Here is a 20,351-nt window from a genome sequence, read left to right on the forward strand (position 1 = left end):
GGGGAGAGTGCGTTGGGTAATGGTTGGCGCGCGCTCAGGCGGCGCATTCTGACACCGGACGTCTCCGAGACGTCGCTGGTCAAACGTGGTTTCCACCGCAAGGACCCAGCCGCTCAGGAACTGCTCGAGACGGTCGGGGAAAAATTCCTTCTCGGCTACGCGAATGCCGTCGAGGCGCGTTCGGCGGAGCAAGCCGCCGAGTGGCTGGAGCGCATTCCCCCGAAGTTCCGCGGATTCGCCTACGAGGGCGCCGGAATGGGTTACGGCGTCCTCGACGGCCTTCCGCTCGGCAAGAGCGCGAACATCGCCGAATTCCTCGCCGGCCCCGGCGAGAAGCACAACTACATCGTGTACGTCGGGGTCGGCTGGGCGATGGCTCGCATTCCGCGGTTCGCGTGGCCGAAAGCCAGCGCCTTCGACCCGCTGCTGCGCTGGCTGGTGCTGGACGGGTACGGCTTCCACCAGGCGTACTTCAAGACTGACCAGTACGTGCGGCGGCATCACCAGGAGGCGCGGTTCCCCTGGCCGGACCGGCGTTACGGCGGCTACGCGCTGCGCGCCATCGACCAGGGCGTCGGCCGGGCACTCTGGTTCGTCTGCGGGACCGACGTTTCCTTGGTGGGCAAGACGATCGAGGAATTCCCCGAGTCCCGCCACGGCGACTTGTACGCGGGGGTCGGGCTCGCTTCGACCTATGCGTGCGGCGCCACGGCCGAGGAACTGGCGGAACTCGTCGACCGGTCCGGGATCCACCACGGCCAGCTGGCGCAGGGAAGCGCCTTCGCGGCCGAAGCCCGGGTGCGCGCCGGCCTGCTGATTCCGGAGACCGACGTCGCGACCCGCGCGATCTGCGGGCTCCCCGCCGAACGCGCCGCCGCGATCACCCAGGAGGTCCGCCCGGCCGCCGTCGTCGACGGCGCCGACGTGCCGGCGTTCGAAACCTGGCGCCAGCGGATCGCCGAAGAAGTGCTGACCCACGGAGGGAAGAAATGACCGCGGCGTTCGGCTGGCTGCGCAAACAGCTGGCGGGCATCCTGGCGCTGGTGCTGGTCCTCGGCCTGTTCCTGGTCGCGCGCTTGCCGGGCGTCTCCGCCGCCGAGCAGGACGCGATGGCCGGCAGATTCCGCTTCACCCCGATGACGATCGCGCTGCCGGCGGCGAAGAAGTCGCAGTCGATCCGCACGGTGAACAAGGCTTACAAGAACATCACCGCGTGGATCTCCTCGGTCGGCGCCGCGGCCGCGATGAACGACATCAGCGGCAGCGGGAAGGCCGACGACCTCTGCCTCGTCGACCCGCGCAGCGACCAGGTCGTCGTCACGCCGACGCCGGACTCCGGCCCGCGCTACGCGCCTTTCGCGCTCGACCCGGCGCCGGCGCTGCCGACGTGGGACTTCATGGCGCCGATGGGCTGCGTCCCCGGCGACTTCAACGAGGACGGCCGGACCGACCTGCTGGTCTACTACTGGGGCCGGACCCCGGTCCTGTTCCTGCAGAAGGCGACCGCGGCGAAGCTCGACGCGGCGGCCTTCGAGCCGACCGAACTGGTCCCCGGCGAGCACCGCGGCCCGGACGGCGCCTACAACGGCCCGATGTGGAACACCGATTCGGCGACGATCGGCGACTTCGACGGCGACGGGCACATCGACATCTTCATCGGGAACTACTTCCCGGACAGCAAGGTCCTCGACCCGCGCGAGGACGGCGGCGTCGCGATGAACCAGTCGATGTCGCACGCGACGAACTCGGGAGGCAAGTACGTCTACCGATGGGCCGGCGGCTCTTCCGGCGCGCACCCGAGCGCCCGGTTCGCCGACGCTTCCTCGGGAATCCCGCCGAGCGCGCGCTTCGGCTGGACGCTGGCCTCCAGCGCGACCGACATCGACCGGGACGGCCTGCCGGAACTCTACATCGCCAACGACTTCGGCCACGATCACCTGCTGTACAACAAATCCACGCCGGGACACGTGGAGTTCGGCGAGGTCACGGGAGTCCGCGGAGCCGGCGATCCGAAGTCGAAAGTGCTGGGAAACGACTCCTTCAAAGGGATGGGCGTCGATTTCGGCGATCTGAACCACGACGGCCTCTACGACCTTTTCGTCAGCAATATCACCACTTCGTGGGGCATCGAGGAATCGAACTTCCAGTTCGTGAACACCGCGAAGGACAACGCTGACCTGACCGGGCAGCTCAAGAAGGGCGTCGCTCCCTTCCGCGACGAGAGCGGCGGGACCGGGACGGCGTGGTCCGGCTGGGGCTGGGACGTCAAGATCCAGGACTTCGACAACAGCGGCGAGAACCAGATCGCGCAGTCCACCGGATTCGTCAAGGGCCAGGTCAACCGCTGGCCGAACCTGCAGGAACTGGCGACCGCGAACGACGGGCTGGTGAGCAATCCGTTCTGGTGGCCGAACGCGAAGGCCGGGGACGACATCGCGGGCGACCAGACCCTGCACTTCTTCGTGAAGAGCGCGGACGGCCGCTACACCGACCTGGCGCCGCAGCTGGGACTGGCCGTGCCGGTGCCCACCCGCGGCATCGCCGTCGGCGACACGAACGGGGACGGCCTGCCCGAGATGGCCGTCGCGCGCCAGTGGGAGGAGCCGATCTTCTACCGCAACGACAGCCCGAACCCCGGCAAGTTCCTGCAGCTGAAGCTGACCACCGACGCCCCGGTGGCGCCCGGGCCGCTGCCCGCTGCGGGACCGCCCGCGATCGGAGCCGAAGCCACCGTGACGACCGCGGACGGCAAGAAGTACCTCGGCCGGGTCGACGGCAGCAGCGGGGAGGCCGGACGGCGCAGCTTCGACGTCCAGATCGGCCTCGGCCGCGAGGTCAGCGGTCCGCTGGACGTGCACCTGCAGTGGCGCGACCGGACCGGGCAGCTGCGCACGCAGGACCTGAAGCTCGACCCCGGCCGCCACTGCTTCCGGCTCGGCGCCGCGGCGAAGGAGATGTGACGGCATGACCACCCCCATCCTGACCACAGTGGACAGTGCGCCGCCGAAGAGGACGAACAAGGTCGTCACCGCGCTCCGGCGGTTCGCGATCTCGATCACGGTCTTCAACATCCTCGGCTACACGATCCTGGGATTCGAGCAGCCGTGGCTGTACCCGCTCGTCGCGCTGGCGACCGCGTACGCCACGGAACTGCTCCTCGAGACCGTCAACGCGCGCATGACCAAACGGAAAGCCCGGTTCGCCGGCAACGGGTTCGCCGGGCTCGCGGAGTTCCTCCTGCCCGCCCACATCACGGGTCTCGCGCTGAACATGCTGACCTACGTCAACGACCGGATCCTCGTGATGGTCTTCGGCGTCGTGGTGGCGGTCGGCGCGAAATGGGTGCTGCAGGCGCCGGTGTACGGCCGGATGCGGCACTACATGAACCCGTCGAACTTCGGCATCACCGTGATCCTCCTGCTGTTCCCGTGGGCCAGCATCGCCCCGCCGTACCATTTCAGCGAGAAGATCGACACCTGGGGCGGCTGGCTGATCGTCGGCGTCATCCTCGTGTCGGGCACGGTGCTCAACGCCATGCTGACCAACCGGATGTGGCTCATCGCCGGCTGGCTGGGATTCTTCGTGGTCCAGGCCGTCCTCCGCGGCCTGGTCTTCGGCATCGCCGTCCCCGGCGCGCTGGGCATGGCCACCGGCATCGCGTTCGTGCTCTACACGAACTACATGGTCACCGACCCGGGCACCTCGCCGTCGAAACCGGTTTCCCAGTTCGCGTTCGGGGCCGGGGTGGCGCTGGCGTACGGCTTCTTCATGGCGGTGCACGTGGCCTACGGCCTGTTCCTGGCCACGGCGACCGTGTGCCTGATCCGCGGGGCGTTCCTCTGGAGCCTCCACTTCTCGAACAAGGCGCGTGTCAAGTTCGAAGCCGGCCAGGCCGCGGCGAAGGCGACGGAGGAGACGGAGACCACCCGGTCGGAGGGGGACGAGCGGCCCGGGGCGGTCGCGGCATGACCGCCGGGCCGCGCGACGAAACCGGGGCGGTGCGCGCCGTCCCGCCCGGACCGCCGCGCCGGGCGACCCTCCGGCTGCTGAAGCAGCTTTTCACCGACCGGCTCGCGCTCATGGGCGACAGCGCCGAGGACTACGGAGACCTCGTCCGCATCGCCATCGGCCCGAAGACGCTCTATCTCGTCAACCATCCGGATCTCGCGAAGCACGTGCTCGCCGACAACGCCGCGAACTACCACAAGGGGATCGGCCTGCGGGAGGCCCGCCAGGCCCTCGGCGACGGCCTCCTCACCAGCGACGGGGAGACCTGGCACCGGCAGCGGCGGACGATCCAGCCGGCGTTCCAGCCCAAGCGGATCGCCCGGCAGGCCGGGCTGGTGGCGTCCGAAGCCGCCGGACTGGTCGAGCGGCTCGCCGCGCACGAGGGGCCGGTCGACATCCTGCAGGAGATGACCGGCCTGACGCTCGGCGTGCTCGGCAAGACGCTGCTCGACGCGGACCTCGGCGGCTACGGCGCTCTCGGCCACTCGTTCGAAGCCGTGCAGGACCAGGCCATGTTCGAGGCGATCACGCTGGGCGCGGTGCCGCGGTGGGCGCCGTTGAAGAAACAGGTGCGCTTCCGCGCCGCTCGCGACGAGCTGCGCCGGATCGCCGACGAACTGGTCGACCGGCGGCTGGCGAATCCGGTCGACGGCGGCGAAGACGTCCTTTCGCGGCTGGTCGGTTCGGAGACGGCGGACGGTGCGTCGCGGGAAGGCATGCGCGACGAGCTGATCACCCTGCTGCTGGCGGGGCACGAGACGACGGCGAGCACGCTCGGCTGGGCGTTCCACCTCGTCGACGAGCATCCCGAGGTCTCCGCGCGGCTGCACGCCGAGGCCGTCGAGGTGCTCGGCGACCGGCTGCCCGGCTACGACGACCTGCGGCGGCTGACCTACACGACGGCGGTCGTCGAAGAGGTCATGCGCCTGTACCCGCCGGTGTGGCTGCTGCCGCGGGTGGCCCAGGCCGACGACGAGATCGGCGGATACCGCGTGCCGGCCGGCTCCGATGTCGTCGTGGTGCCCTACACGCTGCACCGGCACCCGGGGTTCTGGGCCGACCCGGAGCGCTTCGACCCCGGGCGGTTCGACCCGGCGGGCCCGGGCGGACGGCCGCTGCGGTACGCCTACCTGCCCTTCGGCGCCGGACCGAGGTTCTGCGTCGGCAACAGCCTCGGACTGCTGGAGGCGGTGTTCGTGCTCGCGATGACCGCGCGGGACCTGGAACTGCGCAAAGTGCCCGGCCGCCCGGTCGAGCCCGAGGCGATGCTCTCGCTGCGGGTGCGCGGCGGCCTGCCGATGACGGTGCGCCCGCGCCCGGCCCGGGAACGCCGGGCCGCGCGCTTGATCCACAGCAGACGTTCGACGAGGAGGTAAGCGAGTGGAACCCGAGACCACCGAAGAAGAACGCTTCCGGACGCTGACCCTGGAGGCTTACGCGGACACGATCGTGCCGGGGGAGAAGCGGTTCCCGCAGGACCGGGCGATCGCCGGCGCCGCGCCCGGCCCGGGCGCGGTGGCGGCCGGCGCGCTCGAACTGCTGAACTTCGACGCGACCGGCATCACGGCCGGGCTGCCGTTCCTCGTCCGGTCGGTGAACGACCACGCGAAGGCCTACGCGTCCGAGGCGGAGCTGGAACCGGACTCCGGCCTGCCTCCGTTCGTCGCCCTTCCCTACGAGCACCGCCGGGAACTGGTGCGGCGCCTGACCGCCCCCGGCCATCCGGAGAAGGACGGCTGGGTCAGCCTGGCGCTGTTCTGCAACATGGCCTACGACAGCGCGGCGCACCGGCACACCGCCGAAGCCGTCCGCGACGGCCATCCCGGTCTGCTGGCATTGGGGTACCGTCCGCCGGACGCCGACGGCGCCTGGCGGTTCCCGAAGTACGGCTACGGCCGCGAGCTGGCCGAAATCCACCCGGACACGACCGCGATGGGGAGCCCGTCGTGACCGCCGTCGACAAGACCGACGTGGTCGTCGTCGGCAGCGGCTTCGGCGGGTCCATTCCCGCCTACCACCTGGCCGCCGGAGGAGCCAAGGTGACCGTGCTGGAGCGCGGGCCGTGGCTGGCCGCGAACGACTTCGAGCACGACTACCTGCTCGGCTCCTCCTACACCCGCGTGTTCGACTTCGTCGTCGGCGACGGGATGAGCGTGCTGGGCGGCAACTGCGTCGGCGGCGGCAGCGTGGTGTACTTCGCCGCGATGCCGCGGGCGCCGAAATTCGTCTTCGAACGCCGGGGCGGCATCGGGCGCCGGATGTGGCCCTCGGCCATCACCCGGGACTCGCTCGAACCGTGGTACGACCGCGTGGACGAAGCGCTCCCGGTGTCCACACAGGACTGGAACGACGTCTCCTACGCCGGCGGGCTGTGGGCCGCGGCCTGCGCCCACTCCGGCCGGACGGCGAACCCGGCTCCGGTCGCGGTGGACAACGAGCACTGCGTCAACTGCAACTTCATGATGGCGGGCTGCAAATTCGACGCCAAGCGGTCGATGCTGACGAACTATCTGCCCGCCGCGCTCGCCCACGGCGCGGAGATCAGGCCGCTGCACGAGGTCCAGCGGCTGGAGCGCACCGGGGACGGCGGCTACCGGGTCCATTTCGCCGTCGTGGACGACGAGGACTACCGGATCCACACCGGCACCGGGGCGATCGAGGCGAAGATCGTGATCATCGCCGCCGGGGCCGGCGCGACTCCGGTGATCCTCCAGCGGTCGGAAGAGGCGCTCGGCCGGATGCCGCACGGCGTCGGCCGGTACTTCTCGGGCAACGGCGAACGGCTCAACACCGCCGTCGTCGACGAGGACCGGGTGCGCGAGGTGCTCGGCCTGTCGCGCGAGGACGGTTCCGTGTACTCCGCGAACCACATCGGCAAGGGCCCGACCGTGGCGAACTGGGACAAGCTCGACGGCTCGCTGCCGGAGTACGAGCGGTATTCCCTGGAACAGCTGTACTTCCCGCCGGGCCTGGGCACGATCCTCGCGCAGGCGCCCGGGGGAGCGGAGCCGCGCTGGTTCGGGGCGGAGAAGAAGGAAATGCTCAAGCAGTGGGCCAACTGGCTGACGATCTTCCTGATGACCGAGGACGACAACGAGGGCGTCTTCGGCCCGCCTCCGCCCACCGGCAACGCCTACCGGATCTCGCAGCAGATGCTCGGGCGAGGGCCGCTGAAGTACGAACCGACCGAGAACACCCGGCGCGGCTGGGATCTCGCGGACGCCGACTGCCGGGCGATCATCGAGAAGGACGGCCTGGCGAAGGTGGCGCCGTGGACCAACGACCTCGTCGGCGCCTACACTGTCCATCCGCTGGCGTCTTGCCGGATCGGGGACGACGCCGCGACCTCGGCGCTGCACCCCGATCACGAATTGCGCGACCACCCCGGCATTTTCGTCACCGACAGCGCTTCGGTGCCGGGCGCGCTCACCGTGAACCCGGCCATGACGATCGCCGCGCTCGCCGAGCGGTCGGTCCCCGGGATCGTGCGCGCGCTCCAGGCGCGGGGCGTGGACGTTTCCTACGGCGCTCCGGCTCCGGACGGCTCGATCACCGGCAGGCGGGCGGTTTCCCGGCTCGACCTCGTCGCGAGGGCGTGACCGTGGCGCCGGGTCCGGTCCGGGCGGCGCTCCGCCGGGCGCTGCGGGAAGTCCGGTACGTCGAGGCGGTGCGGCCGCGGCAGGCGCGCGGACTGGTCCGGGACGTCTACCGGGAGGCGGAGCGGGACTTCGGCATCCTCGCGCCCCCGATAGCGCTGCACTCGGCCGCGCCCGACGTGCTGGCCGCGGCGTGGGTGCTGCTGCGCGAATCGCTGGTCGCGGACGGCCGGACCGGCCGGGCGGACCGCGAGACCGTGGCGTCGGCGGTGTCGGCGGCCAACTCGTGCCCGTATTGCGTCGAGGTGCACGCGATGGCGCTCGGCGCGCTCGGCCGGGAGGAGGCGGCGGCGGCGATCGCGGGCGGCGACCCCGTCGCCATCGCCAATCCGGGAACCCGCGCCCTCGCGGCGTGGGCCCGAGGCACCGCCCCGTTGCCGCGGGCGGTGTCCCCCGCCGCGGCGGCGGAGCTGACCGCGGTCGCCGTGGCGTTCCACTATCTCAACCGGATGGTGAGCGTATTCCTCAAGCCGTCACCGCTGCCGGAGCACATTCCCGCGGCGGCGCGCGCGAAAGCGAAGGCGCTGCTCGGGTTTCTGCTCAAACCGGGCGAAGCGCCGGCGGCCGGCCGATCGCTGGCGCACCTGCGGCCGGCGGCAGGCGACAGTCCGGAGTGGACGGTGCCGGGCAGCGTCCTCGCCGAAGGCTTCGTCCGTGCCGCAGCGGTGTTCGAAGCGGCGGGGGAGCGGGTGCTGGCCCCGCGGGTGCGCGAGCTGGTCCGCCGCGAGCTCAAGGCGTGGAACGGCGAGCCGCCCGGCCCGGACCGGAGCTGGGCGGAACCGGCACTGGCCGAGCTGCCGCCGTCCGAACGGCCTGCCGCCCGGTTCGCGTTGCTGGCGGCGAAAGCGGCGTACCGGGTGGACGCGGGCGTGGTCGAGGCCGTCCGTCTCGAATGGACAGACGACCGCAGGCTGATCGAAGCGGCTTCGTGGGCCGCCTTCACCGCCGCGGCCGAAATGGGCGGGCGCCTGGCTTTCCGCCCGTGAGCCCGGCCGCTTCCCGGTTTGCGCCCGGCGCGATCCGCGGGCAGGAACAGAGAAGACCGCCGGGTCGCGGGCAGCCATTCTGGAACGGAGGCGATTCCAGTGAACGGGGTTCGAGAGCAAGTGGGAGTGCGGTGGCATGAGCGTTGAGCGAATTTCGATCGTCGGGATCGGGCTGAAGTACCCCGACGCGGATTCCCCGGAGGAACTCTGGGAGAACGTGCTGGCCGGCCGCCGAGCCTTCCGCCGGCTGCCCGACGAGCGGATGAACCGGGAGGACTACTACTCGCCGGACCCGAAGGCGCCGGACCGCTTCTACGCCCAGAAGGCGGCGGTGCTGCGGGGCTACGAATTCGACCGGGTCAAGCACAAGGTCGCCGGCAGCACTTTCCGCGCCACCGACACCACGCACTGGCTGGCGCTGGAGGTCGCCGCCGCGGCCTTGGCCGACGCGGGGTTCGCCGACGGGGAGGGCGCGCCGAAGGCGTCCACCGGCGTCGTCGTCGGCAACAGCCTCACCGGCGAGTTCACCCGCGCCAACATCATGCGGCTGCGCTGGCCGTACGTGCGCCGGACGGTCGCCGCGGCGCTGGCGCGGCGCGAGTGGGGCGACCGGGAGACCGCGGAATTCCTGCGCGAGCTGGAAATCCAGTACAAGGAGCCGTTCCCGGAGATCAACGAGGACAGCCTGGCCGGCGGCCTGGCCAACACCATCGCCGGACGGGTCTGCAATTTCTTCGACTTCGGCGGCGGCGGGTTCACTGTCGACGGCGCGTGCTCGTCCTCGCTGCTGTCGGTGGCCACCGCGGCCAACGCGCTGGTCCAGGGCGACCTCGATCTCGCGGTCGCCGGCGGGGTCGATCTGTCCATCGACCCGTTCGAGGTGATCGGCTTCGCTAAGACCGGAGCGCTGGCCGAACGGGACATGAAGGTCTACGACGCCGATTCGAACGGCTTCTGGCCCGGCGAGGGCTCCGGAATGCTGGTGCTGATGCGGGAAAGCGACGCGATCGGGCAGGGCAGGCGGATCTACGCTTCGATCGGCGGCTGGGGCGTGTCCTCGGACGGAAAGGGCGGCATCACCCGGCCGGAAGCCGGCGGGCACCGGCTCGCGCTCGAACGCGCGTACCGGCGCGCGGGCTACGGCGTCGAAACCGTTTCCTACTTCGAGGGGCACGGGACGGGCACCGCGCTGGGCGACGCTACCGAGATCGAGGCCCTTTCCGCCGCGCGACGAGAGGCCGATCCGCTCGCGGCTCCCGCGGCGTTGTCGACCGTCAAGGGCAACATCGGCCACACCAAGGCCGCGGCCGGGGTCGCCGGCCTGATCAAAGCGACGCTCGCCGTGCACCACCAGATCATTCCTCCGGGCACCGCGCATCACGAGCCGCACGAATCGCTCACCGGGGCCTCGGCGCGGATGTTCGTCCCGCGCGAAGCGACGTTGTGGCCGCCGGACCAGCCCGTGCGCGCCGGGGTTTCGGCGATGGGCTTCGGCGGGGTCAACACGCACGTCACCGTGACCGAGGCGCCGGCGGCCGGGCGCCGCCGCGAGGTCGACGACCGGTCCCGCGCGCTGGTCGCCGGACGACAGGACGCCGAACTGCTGCTGTTCGACGCCGACGACCTCGCCGCCCTGCGCGGCCGGATCGCGGAGGTGCTGCGGTTCGTGCCGAAGCTGTCGTTCGCGGAGCTGACCGACCTGGCCGGGCAGCTGGCCGGCGAGCTGGCCGGACGGCCGGTGCGCGCCGCGGTCGTCGCCGCGGATCCCGAGCAGGCCGAACGGAAACTCGCCGCGCTGCTGGCCGATCTGGACTCCGGCGACTCCGTTTTCTCCGCCGGTGAAGGCGTTTTCGCGAGCAGCCGCACGGCACCGCCGAAGATCGGCTACCTGTTCCCCGGCCAAGGATCCGGAAGCGGCGGGGAAGGCGCGCTGCGGCGGCGGTTCGCCGCGGCCGCCGAAATCCACCGCGCGGCCGGGCTGCCCGCGGGCGGCGACCAGGTGGCCACCGAGGTGGCGCAGCCGCGCATCGTCGCCGGCTCGCTCGCCGGGCTGCGCGTGTTGCGCGAGTTCGGGATCGAGGCGGATTCGGCGGCCGGGCACAGTCTCGGCGAACTGACCGCCCTGCACTGGGGCGGGGCGCTGGACGAACGAGCGCTGCTCGAACTCGCGAAGGTCCGGGGCGAAGTGATGGCCAGGATGGCGGATGGCGCCGGGGCGATGGCCGGGATCGCCGCTTCGCCCGACCGCGTCGAAGAACTGGGTCTCGGCGAGGACGTGGTCATCGCCGGGTACAACGCGCCCCGGCAGACCGTTCTGTCCGGCTCGGCCGAAGCGGTCGACCGGATCGTCGCGCGGGCCCAGGCGGAAGGCGTCGGCGCCTCCCGGCTCCGGGTCTCGCACGCGTTCCATTCGCCCGTCGTCGCACCCGCCGCCCGCGCGATGACCGGACGGCTGCGCGAATTCTCCTTCTCCCGGCTCGAACGGCCGGTGGTCTCGACGGTCCGCGGGGACGTGCTGCACGCCGCCGAGGACCTGCCGGAGCTGCTGTGCGAGCAGATCGTGCTGCCGGTCCGGTTCCGGGAGGCCGCGGCCCGGCTGGCCGAGCGCAGCGACCTGGTCGTCGAGGTCGGTCCGGGACGGGTGCTCGCCGGGCTGTTCGAGGAGACCGCGCCGGAGACTCCGGTGCTGGCGATCGACACCGACCACGCCTCGCTGGCCCCGCTGCTGCGGGTGCTCGGCGCCGCGTTCGCGCTGGGCACGCCGATCGCGGCCGCGGCGCTGTTCTCCGGCCGGGCCGCCCGGCCGCTGCCGGCGGACGGCCGGTACCGGTTCCTGGCCAGCCCGTGCGAGGCCGCGCCGGCGATCGACGCGGAGCTCGCCGCCGAACTGGGCGGGGAGCGGGCCGGCGCGGACGGGGAGGGCGGCGCGGCGGTCGCGGGCGACGGGAAGTCCACTTTGGACCTTCTCTGCAGGGTCGCCGCCGACCGCGTCGAGCTTCCGCTGGACACGGTCACCGCGGACACCCATCCGCTGGACGACCTGCACCTGTCGTCGATCACGGTGGGCCAGCTGGTCAACGACGTCACCCGGGCGCTGGACCGCCCGCCGCTGGCGGGCATGCCGAACTTCGCGACCGTCCGCCTCGGCGAGCTGGCCGAGATGATCGACGAGCTGGCGGGGACCGAGGGCGGCGCGGCCGCGGGCGACCGGGGAGAGGCGCCGGGGATCGGACCGTGGGTGCGGCCGTTCGCGATCGAGCACGTGCCCGCGGCGCGTCCGGCCGCGGCGGGGCACGACAGCGCGAGCGGCGCACAGTGGCAGGTGTTCACGACCCCGGGGCATCCGCTGGCCGAGCCGTTGCGGGCCTCGCTGGCGGCCGCCGGGACCGGCGACGGCGTGCTGCTGTGCCTGCCCGCGGACTGCGACGCCGGGCACGCCGGATTGTTCCTCGGGGCCGCGCGTGCCCTGCTGGCCGCCCCGAGCGGCACGCGGTTCGTCGTGGTGCACCACGGATACGGCGCGTCCGGCCTGGCCAAGACCTTGTTCCTGGAGGACCCGTCGGCGCCGACCACGATCGTCGACCTGGCCGACCCGGAGCCCGCCGATCCGGCCGGAGCCGAGGCGGCGGCGGCCGCCGTGGCGGCCGAGGTCGCCGCGACGGCGGGCTTCGCCGAGGTCCGCTACGACGCGGCCGGCGCCCGGACCGTGCCCCGGCTCGCCGCGCTGCCGCCCGCGCCGGACGGACCGGTCCGGGAGTCGCTGGACCGCGGCGACGTCCTGCTGGTCACCGGCGGCGGCAAGGGGATCACCGCGGAGAGCGCCCTGGCGCTCGCCAAGGACTCCGGGGCACGCCTCGCGCTGCTCGGGCGCAGCGACGCGGATGCCGACACCGAGCTGGCCGAGAACCTCGACCGGATGGAGGCCGCCGGCATCCGCTGTTGCTACGAGCGCGCCGACGTCACCGACCCGGCGCAGGTGGCTGCCGCCGTCCGCCGGTTCGAGGCCGAACTCGGCCCGGTGACCGCGATCCTGCACGGCGCCGGCCGCAACGAACCGGCCGCGCTGACCAACCTCACCGAGGAGAGTTTCCGCGAGACGCTCGCCCCCAAGACCGGCGGCCTCGCCGCGGTGCTGGCCGCGGTGGACCAGGACCGGATCAAGCTCCTCGTCACTTTCGGCAGCATCATCGGCAGGGCCGGCCTGCGCGGCGAAGCGCACTACGCGACGGCGAACGACTGGATGACCGAGCTGACCCTGCGGTTCGGCCGGGAACACCCGGCGGCGCGGGCGGTGGCGCTGGAGTGGTCGGTCTGGTCGGGGGCCGGGATGGGCGAGAAGCTCGGCGTGGTGAGCGCCCTGACGCGCGACGGCATCACGCCGATCCCCGCCGAGGAAGGGATCGCGATCCTGCGCCGGGTGCTGGCCGATCCCGCCGCGCCGCCGGTGCTGGTGGTCTGCGGCCGCACGGGCGGGCTGCCGACCCTGCCGGTCCGCAAGCGTGAGCTGCCGCTGACCCGGTTCGTCGACCGCGCGGTCGTGCACTACCCGGGCGTCGAGCTGGTCACCGAGGCGGACCTGTCCGCGGGCAGCGATCCGTACCTGGCCGACCATCTGCTCGACGGCCAGCTGCTGTTCCCGGCAGTGCTCGGCATGGAGGCGATGACTCAGGCGGCCGCGGCCGCGCTCGGCCGCACCGGCACGCCGGTGTTCGAGGACGTCGAGTTCCTCCGGCCGGTCATCGTGCCCTCCGGCGGGACCACCACGATCCGGCTGGCCGCGCTGGCCCGCGACGCGGACACCGTCGACGTGGCGCTGCGGAGCGGGGAGACCGGTTTCGGCGCCGACCACTTCCGTGCCCGGCTCAGCTTCGCCAGGCCGGCCGGACTGGGCGGAGCCCCCGCCCGCGCGGTCGCTCTCCCGCCGGTGCCGGTGGAGCCGGTCAGCGAGCTGTACGGGTCGGTGCTGTTCCAGGGCAAGCGGTTCCAGCGGTTGCTGGGCTACCGCCGCGCCGCCGCCCGGCACGCCGTCGCCGAGATCGCCACGACGGCCGACGTGGACTGGTTCGCCCCGTTCCTGCCGCAGGAAATGCTGCTCGCCGACCCGGGCGCCAGGGACGCGGTGATGCACGCCCTCCAGTGCTGCGTGCCGGACGCGACCCTGCTCCCGCAGGCGGTCGAACGGCTCTGCCCGGCGGAACCGGGCGCCCAGCACGAGGACTACGTCGTGCTGGACGCCCGGGAACGGTTCCAAGAAGGCGACAGCTACGTCTACGACCTCGACGTCCGGAATCCGGACGGCACGGTGGTGGAGCGCTGGGAGGGGCTCAAGCTGCGCGCGGTCCGGAAGCGCTCCGGAGCCGGCCCGTGGGCCCCGGCGATGCTCGGGCCCTACCTGGAGCGCGCCTGCGAGAAGCTGCTCGGCGGAAGCCGCGCGGTGGTGCTGGAGCCCGATCCGGCGGGCGGGCCGGCCGAGGGGACCGCCGCGCGCCGGGCGCAGACCGCGCTCGCCGCCGGCCGGACGCTCGACCGGCCCGTCTCGATCCGCTACCGCCCGGACGGCAAGCCGGAGCTCGACGGCGCCGACATCACCGCGTCGCACACCGCGCGGCTGACGCTCGCGGTGACCGGCGGCGGTCCGCTCGCCTGCGACATCGAAACCGCGGTCGAACGGTCCGGAGAGGACTGGGCCGGGCTGCTCGGGGAGGAGCTGTGCGCGGTGGGCCGTCTGCTGGCCGAGGACCTCGGCGAACCGGCCGCCGTGGCCAACACGCGGGTGTGGAGCGCGCTGGAATGCGTCCGCAAGACCGGCGAGATGACCGGGGCGCTCACCGTGCGCCGCGCACACGAGGACGGCTGGGCGCTGCTGGCCTGCGGCGACGCGCGGATCGCCACGTGGGCGGCCGTCGTCGGCGACCGGCCGGATCCGGTCGTCTTCGCCGTGCTCCAGGCAGAAGGGAGCTGAAGATGACCGACTACTACGAGATCCGCCACACGGTGGGCTTCGAAGAGACCAACCTGGTGGGCAACGTCTACTACGTGAACTACGTGCGCTGGCAGGGCCGGTGCCGCGAGATGTTCCTCAAGGACAAGGCTCCGGACGTCCTGGACGAGGTCCGCGACGACCTGAAGCTGTTCACGCTCAAGGTCGAATGCGAGTTCTTCGCCGAGATCACGGCGTTCGACGAGCTGTCGATCCGGATGCGGCTGGAGGGGCTGACCCAGACGCAGCTCCAGTTCGCGTTCGACTACGTGCACCTCCGCCCGGACGGCGAACGGCTGGTCGCCCGCGGCAGGCAGCGGATCGCCTGCATGCGCGGCCCCAACCGGGAAACCGTGCCGTCTCGGGTGCCCGAGCAGCTGCGGGAAGCGCTCGCCGCGTACACGATCGCGGGCGCGGCGGACGACGGGGGAGTCTGAGGTGGCCGAGGAACAAGGCAGGCTCGCCGAACGCGGTGCGCTCAGCCGGCTGCCGGCCTCGCCCGCTCGTCTCGGGCTCCCCGGAAAGCACGGCCTGCGCCAGGTGCTGGGCCAGTTCGCGACCGGGGTCACGGTGCTGACCGCAGGCGGCGCGGACGCCCACGGGATGACCGCGAACGCGCTCTCGTCCGTCTCGCTGGAGCCGCCGCTGCTGCTTTGCTGCGTTTCGCGGGCCGCGCGGATGCACGCCGCGATCGTCGGCGCGGGTTCTTTCGCGGTGAACATCCTCGCCGCCGGCCAGCAGGAGCTGTCGAAGTACTTCGCCGACTGGCGCCGGCCGGACGGGATGGCCCAGTTCGACGCGGTCGGCTGGACGGCGGGGGACCGGACCGGAGCACCGCTGCTGCGCGACGCGCTCGCGTGGCTGGAATGCGAGCTGGACGAGGTGCTGGCGGGCGGTGACCACTCGATCTTCCTGGGCCGGGTGGTCGCCGCCGGCCGCGGTGCCGGCGAGCACGCCCTCGTCTTCTACGGCGGCCGCTACCACCGCGTCGACGGGCACGCGCGCGCGGCGTGAAGGCCGCGCCGCCGATCGCGCCGGGCCGCCGGGACCGGGCGAAAACCGCACAGCAGGCCGGGACCGACGCTCGGGACCAGCCGGATCGAGGAGGACCGCCATGACCCCCAGCCTGCCCGTCGGCCGCCGGAAGACGACGGCGGCGAAACCCCGGCCGGAACCCGCCGACGCGCCTCCGGAAGCAGGGCCGCGGCCGTTCCCGCAGCTCAGCCGCGGAATCGTGTGGGCGGACATCGTCGCCGAGATCGAACGGGACGCGGCCGCCGGAGTGCGGCGCAGAAGCGCCGCTTGAGCGCCAGGTCGTCCGGCGGCGTTCCCGAAACCGTCGGCGGCACGGGAAAAGCGGGTTGCCGCCGACGTCCTGCGCGGCCTTTTCCGGCATCCCGGCCGCCTTGCCGCGAGCCCCGCAATCGATGAGGCGCTGAACCCCGGTCCGGCGGCGACCATCGACAGCGGCGACGACGACAACCGCGAGCTGCCGAGGAGACACCGTGCGCACACCTGACAACTGGGACCTGTTGGTCAACCGGTCCGGCACCGGCGACTTCGAGCTCCGGCCCGCGCCGGACCGGCCGCTCGGACCGGGCGAGATCCGGCTGGCGGTCGAGAAGTTCGGCCTGAGCATGAACAACGTCACCTACGCCCGGTTGGGGGATTCCGCGCTGCCGTTCTGGAACGCCTTCCCCGCGCCGGAGGGCTACGGCCGGGTCCCGGTCTGGGGGTTCGCGCACGTCGAGGAGTCCCGGCGCCCGGGGATCGCGGCCGGCCGCCGGTATTTCGGCTACCTGCCGATGTCCAGCGGCTTCACGCTGTCCGCCGAACCCGCCGGCCACGGCCTGCTGGACACTTCCGGCGTCCGGGATTTCCTGCACGTCTGGTACCGCACCTACCGGAACGCGCCGGCCGAGGACGAGCTGGACGACCGCCGCGCCCTGCTGTGGCCGCTCTTCCCGGCGTCGGCGGTGCTCAACGACTACCTGCGGCGGACCGGCGCGCACGGCGCGGACACCGTGGTGGTCACCAGCGCGTCCAGCAAGACCGCGATCGGCATGGCCGAGCTGCTGGCGGGCAACGGGCGGTTCCGGACCGTGGGCGTCACGGCCGACAAGCCGTTCGCCGCCGCGCTGAACCGGTACGACGAGGTCGTCTCCTACGACGAGCTCGACGCGCTGGCGGGCGGCGGGGGATCGGCCGTGCTGGTCGACTTCACCGGCGACGCCAAACGGCTCGCGGCCCTCTACGACGTCCTCGCGGGCCGGCTGGTCTACACCGCGCTCGTCGGATACACCCACCCCGACGCCCGGCTGGAGCCGCCGGAGCTGCCCGGCCCGGAGCCGGAGATCTTCTTCACTCCGGCCTACGAGGAGGAGACCGCGCGGGCCGAAGGGCCGGCGGCCTACCGGCGCCGCTACGCCGCCGCCGAGGAACGGTTCGTCCGGGGCAGCGCCGAATGGCTGCGGATGTCCGCCGGAACCGGGCCGGACGCGGCGGCGGCCGTCTTCCGCTCGCTGCTGGCGGGCGAGCCGGGCCCGTCGGCCGGGCACGTCCTCCGACCGTAAAGGAGAAGTTCCGCCATGCGACCGTTCCGCATCGACATCCCCGACGCCGACCTCGACGACCTCCGGCGGCGGCTCGCCGCGACCCGGTGGCCCGCCGAGATCCCGGATGCCGGCTGGGACCGCGGGGTCCCGCTGGCCTACCTCCAGGAGCTGGCCGAGTACTGGCGCACCGAATACGACTGGCGCGCCGCCGAGGCCGAGATCAACCGGTTTCCCCAGTACACCACCGAAATCGATGGCGCGACGGTGCACTTCCTGCACGTCCGCTCGCCGCATCCGGACGCCGTGCCGGTGGTCCTCACCCACGGCTGGCCCGGCTCGTTCGCCGAATACCTCGACGTCGTCGGGCCGCTCGCCGATCCGCCCGCGCACGGCGGCGACGCCGCCGACGCCTGCCACGTCGTCCTCCCCTCGATTCCGGGGTACGGCTTCTCCGGCCCGGTCCGGGAGAGCGGCTGGGACGTGCCGCGAGTGGCCCGCGCCTGGGCCGAGCTGATGCGCCGGCTGGGCTACGACCGCTACGTCGCCCAGGGCGGCGACTGGGGCGAGGTCATTTCGCTGGAGCTGGGCCGGATCGATCCCGGCCATGTGCTCGGGGTGCACGTCAACATGCTGGTGACCTTCCCGGACCCGGAGGTGGAGCTGGGCGAGGAGGACCGGGCCCGCGTGGCGCACGGCCTGCGCTTCGCCGAGGACGGCACCGGCTGGCAGAAGATCCAGTCCACCCGGCCCCAGACGCTCGCCTACGGCCTCACCGACTCCCCGGCAGGCCAGCTGGCCTGGATCGCGGAGAAGTTCAAGGAATGGACCGATTCGGAGAAGGCACCGGAGGACGCGGTGCCGAGGGACCGGCTCCTCACCAACGTCACGCTGTACTGGCTGACCGCGACCGCGGGCCCCAGCGCGCAGCTTTACTACGAGACCACGCCGACCACGCCCGATTTCGTCCGTACGTGGGGCGGTCCGTGGCCGCTGGCCGTGCCGGTGGGGGTCGCGGTGTTCCCGGCCGACGCGACGCGGCCGGTCCGCGCGCTGGCCGAGCGCGCGCTGCCCACCCTGGCGCGCTGGACCGAGTTCGGGCGAGGCGGGCACTTCGCCGCGCTCGAACAGCCCGAAGAGCTGGTCGGCGACATCCGGGCGTTCGTGCGCTCGCTGCGCCGGTGATCGGAGACGACGATGCGCGTTCTGTTCCTCACCGTGGCGAACCGCTCCCACCTGCACATCGCGACCCCGTTCGCCTGGGCGCTGCGCACCGCGGGCCACGAGGTCCTGGTCGCCGCCCAGCCGGACCTGGCCGAGACGATCGGAGCCACCGGGCTGACCGGGCTGCCCGCCGGCGACCTCGTCGAGGTGATCGGCGGCATGAACGAGGCCGAACCGGTCCCGGCCGCCCCGCCCCCGGGCGCGCCGGGGAGCAACCCGGTGCAGGACCAGTACGCCGAGGACGACCCGGCGGCCGAGTTCGAGACCCTGGTGGCGCGGCTGTACCCGCTGATGTGCCCGGATTCCCTGTTCGAGGACCTGATCGGATTCGCCCGGACCTGGCGGCCGGACCTGGTCGTCTGGGACATGCTGACCTACGCGGGCCCGGTGGTGGCCCAGGCCTGCGGCGCCGCGCACGCGCGGCTCGTGCTGGCCACGGACGGAGTCGCCCAGGTGCGGTCGGCCTTCCTCGCCGGGCGGAGGGGTTCGGGCCGCGACCCGATGCGCGACTGGCTCGGCCCCAAACTGGCCCGCCACGGCGGCGAGTTCAGCGAGGAGACCGTGCTGGGCCAGTGGACGCTGGACCTGATGCCTGCCTGGACGTGGCATGCCCCGGGGGTGAACTACCTGCCGGTCCGGCACGTCCCGTTCAACGGGCCGGCGATGGTGCCGGACTGGCTGCGCGAGCCGCCGGACCGCCCGCGAGTCTGCTTGACCCTGGGCAATTCGCACCGCGAGGCGGGCCGGGCCGAGGCCAGCCCGGGCGACCTGCTCGCCGCGGTCGCCGGCCTCGACATCGAGGTGGTCGCGACGCTGACCGCGGAGCAGGCCGGTCCGGCGGCGCTGCCGGGCAACGTCCGCGCCGTGGACTTCGTCCCGCTGAACTTCCTGCTGCCCAGCTGCTCGGCCATCGTCCACCACGGCGGGGCCGGCACGTTCGCCTCCGCCGTCGAACACGGCGTGCCGCAGCTCATCACGCCCAGCTGCTGGTGGACCGAGAAGTGGTACGGCCCGGTGGCGATGGCCAACGGCCTCGAGAAACGCGGGGCGGGCATCTACGTCGGCGACTCCGACACGATCACCCCGGACGCGCTGCGCGGTGCGCTGGTCCGGCTGCTGGACGACCGCTCGTACCAGGCGAACGCCGCGCGGCTGCGCGAAGAGGCGCTGGCCGTCCCGACCCCGAACGACATCGTGCCGGAGCTGGAACGGCTCACCGCGGCGCACCGGAAGGAGATCCCGTGACTCGCACGCTGGAAGAGACGGCGCCCGCGCGGCCGCGGCGGACCAGGCGGCCGGGCGACCGCAACTGGTGGCTCGTGGGCGCGGCGATCTCAGCGGCCTTCCTGGCCTACGCGCTGCCGCCGTACCTGACGCTGGACCCGCGGCAGTCCCGGCTCCCGATCACCCCGGATTTCCCGGCGCATTACTGGCTGCTCGTCGCGCACATCGCGTGCGGGACGATCGCCATCGCCACCGCGCCGCTGCAGGTCTGGGGCCGGCTCCGGCGGCGGCGTCCGGCCGTGCACCGCTTCCTGGGCCGGGTGTACGTGTTCGCCGGGGTGATCCCGGCGGCCCTGCTCTCGTTCGGCATCATGCCGGTGTCGCTGTTCCCTCCGGGGAACCTGGTCACCGGCGTGATGTGGCTGGCCGCCACGACCGTCGCCTACGTGCACGTGCGCAAGCGCCGATTCGCCCAGCATCGCCGGTGGATGATCTACAGCGTCGCGCTGACCTACTCGATCGTGTGGGGCCGCCTCGTGCTGACCACGCTGCCGCTCGTCCCCGGCTACTCGCCTTCGTGGGCGATCACGGCCGGCCAGACCGCGACCTGGATCGGCTTCACCCTGAACCTGCTGCTGGCCCAGTGGTGGCTGGAGCGGACAGCGCGCCGTCCGGTCCCGGCGGCCGGACGGCGCTGACGGGCCGCCGCGTCCCGGCGGAG

General features: G+C 72.6%; 15 protein-coding genes. All 15 read left to right on the forward strand.

The genetic code is table 11. The annotated features are described in order from the left end of the window. Positions 1-12: 12 nt before the first annotated feature. Positions 13-993, forward strand: coding sequence for a DUF1702 family protein (locus A4R44_RS40245; RefSeq protein ID WP_255366223.1), 981 nt, complete (start codon positions 13-15; stop codon positions 991-993). Next, the gene (locus A4R44_RS40250) at positions 990-2,960 is read left to right on the forward strand and encodes a VCBS repeat-containing protein (RefSeq protein ID WP_067593304.1); all 1,971 of its coding nucleotides are present in this window, start codon (positions 990-992) and stop codon (positions 2,958-2,960) included. The genes A4R44_RS40245 and A4R44_RS40250 overlap by 4 nt, the downstream gene beginning before the upstream one ends. Positions 2,961-2,964: 4 nt before the next feature. Continuing rightward, a complete protein-coding gene (locus A4R44_RS40255; RefSeq protein WP_067593307.1) occupies positions 2,965-3,969 on the forward strand; it encodes an enediyne biosynthesis protein in 1,005 nt (334 codons plus the stop codon). Beyond that, positions 3,966-5,384: a cytochrome P450 gene (locus tag A4R44_RS40260; protein WP_067593310.1), complete on the forward strand. Its 1,419-nt coding sequence runs from the start codon at positions 3,966-3,968 to the stop codon at positions 5,382-5,384. The genes A4R44_RS40255 and A4R44_RS40260 overlap by 4 nt, the downstream gene beginning before the upstream one ends. A gap of 4 nt (positions 5,385-5,388) precedes the next feature. Then, on the forward strand, positions 5,389-5,958 hold the full coding sequence (locus tag A4R44_RS40265; RefSeq protein ID WP_067593312.1) for a DUF5987 family protein: 570 nt from the start codon (positions 5,389-5,391) through the stop codon (positions 5,956-5,958). Further along, positions 5,955-7,607, forward strand: a complete 1,653-nt coding sequence (locus tag A4R44_RS40270; protein WP_067593315.1) for a GMC family oxidoreductase N-terminal domain-containing protein — start codon at positions 5,955-5,957, stop codon at positions 7,605-7,607. Before A4R44_RS40265 ends, A4R44_RS40270 begins: the two co-directional genes overlap by 4 nt. Positions 7,608-7,609: 2 nt before the next feature. Beyond that, a complete protein-coding gene (locus A4R44_RS40275; RefSeq protein WP_067593444.1) occupies positions 7,610-8,650 on the forward strand; it encodes a carboxymuconolactone decarboxylase family protein in 1,041 nt (346 codons plus the stop codon). 136 nt (positions 8,651-8,786) lie between these two features. Continuing rightward, positions 8,787-14,612: a type I polyketide synthase gene (locus tag A4R44_RS40280; RefSeq protein WP_095213918.1), complete on the forward strand. Its 5,826-nt coding sequence runs from the start codon at positions 8,787-8,789 to the stop codon at positions 14,610-14,612. A 2-nt stretch (positions 14,613-14,614) separates the two neighbouring features. After that, positions 14,615-15,067 carry a thioesterase family protein gene (locus tag A4R44_RS40285; RefSeq protein ID WP_067593318.1) on the forward strand — a complete coding sequence of 151 codons (453 nt, stop codon included), beginning with the start codon at positions 14,615-14,617 and terminating at the stop codon, positions 15,065-15,067. Between the two features lies 1 nt (position 15,068). Beyond that, the gene (locus tag A4R44_RS40290) at positions 15,069-15,644 is read left to right on the forward strand and encodes a flavin reductase family protein (protein WP_067593322.1); all 576 of its coding nucleotides are present in this window, start codon (positions 15,069-15,071) and stop codon (positions 15,642-15,644) included. Positions 15,645-15,744: 100 nt separating this feature from the next. Then, a complete protein-coding gene (locus A4R44_RS40295) occupies positions 15,745-15,936 on the forward strand; it encodes a DUF6222 family protein (RefSeq protein ID WP_067593325.1) in 192 nt (63 codons plus the stop codon). Positions 15,937-16,135: 199 nt separating this feature from the next. Beyond that, positions 16,136-17,203 (forward strand): DUF2855 family protein, encoded by a 1,068-nt coding sequence (locus A4R44_RS40300; RefSeq protein ID WP_067593328.1) that lies wholly within the window; start codon positions 16,136-16,138, stop codon positions 17,201-17,203. Between the two features lie 15 nt (positions 17,204-17,218). Then, positions 17,219-18,367: an epoxide hydrolase family protein gene (locus tag A4R44_RS40305; protein WP_067593331.1), complete on the forward strand. Its 1,149-nt coding sequence runs from the start codon at positions 17,219-17,221 to the stop codon at positions 18,365-18,367. 12 nt (positions 18,368-18,379) lie between these two features. After that, the gene (locus A4R44_RS40310) at positions 18,380-19,651 is read left to right on the forward strand and encodes an activator-dependent family glycosyltransferase (protein ID WP_067593334.1); all 1,272 of its coding nucleotides are present in this window, start codon (positions 18,380-18,382) and stop codon (positions 19,649-19,651) included. Beyond that, entirely contained in the window at positions 19,648-20,328 is a 681-nt protein-coding gene (locus tag A4R44_RS40315; protein WP_232791992.1) for a DUF2306 domain-containing protein, read from the forward strand. The genes A4R44_RS40310 and A4R44_RS40315 overlap by 4 nt, the downstream gene beginning before the upstream one ends. The last annotated feature ends 23 nt before the right edge of the window (positions 20,329-20,351 follow it).

The organism is Amycolatopsis sp. M39 (assembly GCF_001651785.1).
In the GTDB taxonomy this organism is placed as follows: domain Bacteria; phylum Actinomycetota; class Actinomycetes; order Mycobacteriales; family Pseudonocardiaceae; genus Amycolatopsis; species Amycolatopsis rubida.

Bases quoted from the DNA above. Each gene is read 5' to 3' on its own strand.
- A4R44_RS40280 (WP_095213918.1), top strand. From the start codon at position 8,787: ATGAGCGTTGAGCGAATTTCGATCGTCGGGATCGGGCTGAAGTACCCC.
- A4R44_RS40285 (WP_067593318.1), top strand. From the start codon at position 14,615: ATGACCGACTACTACGAGATCCGCCACACGGTGGGCTTCGAAGAGACC.
- A4R44_RS40310 (WP_067593334.1), top strand. From the start codon at position 18,380: ATGCGCGTTCTGTTCCTCACCGTGGCGAACCGCTCCCACCTGCACATC.
- A4R44_RS40260 (WP_067593310.1), top strand. From the start codon at position 3,966: ATGACCGCCGGGCCGCGCGACGAAACCGGGGCGGTGCGCGCCGTCCCG.
- A4R44_RS40250 (WP_067593304.1), top strand. From the start codon at position 990: ATGACCGCGGCGTTCGGCTGGCTGCGCAAACAGCTGGCGGGCATCCTG.
- A4R44_RS40305 (WP_067593331.1), top strand. From the start codon at position 17,219: ATGCGACCGTTCCGCATCGACATCCCCGACGCCGACCTCGACGACCTC.
- A4R44_RS40295 (WP_067593325.1), top strand. From the start codon at position 15,745: ATGACCCCCAGCCTGCCCGTCGGCCGCCGGAAGACGACGGCGGCGAAA.
- A4R44_RS40255 (WP_067593307.1), top strand. From the start codon at position 2,965: ATGACCACCCCCATCCTGACCACAGTGGACAGTGCGCCGCCGAAGAGG.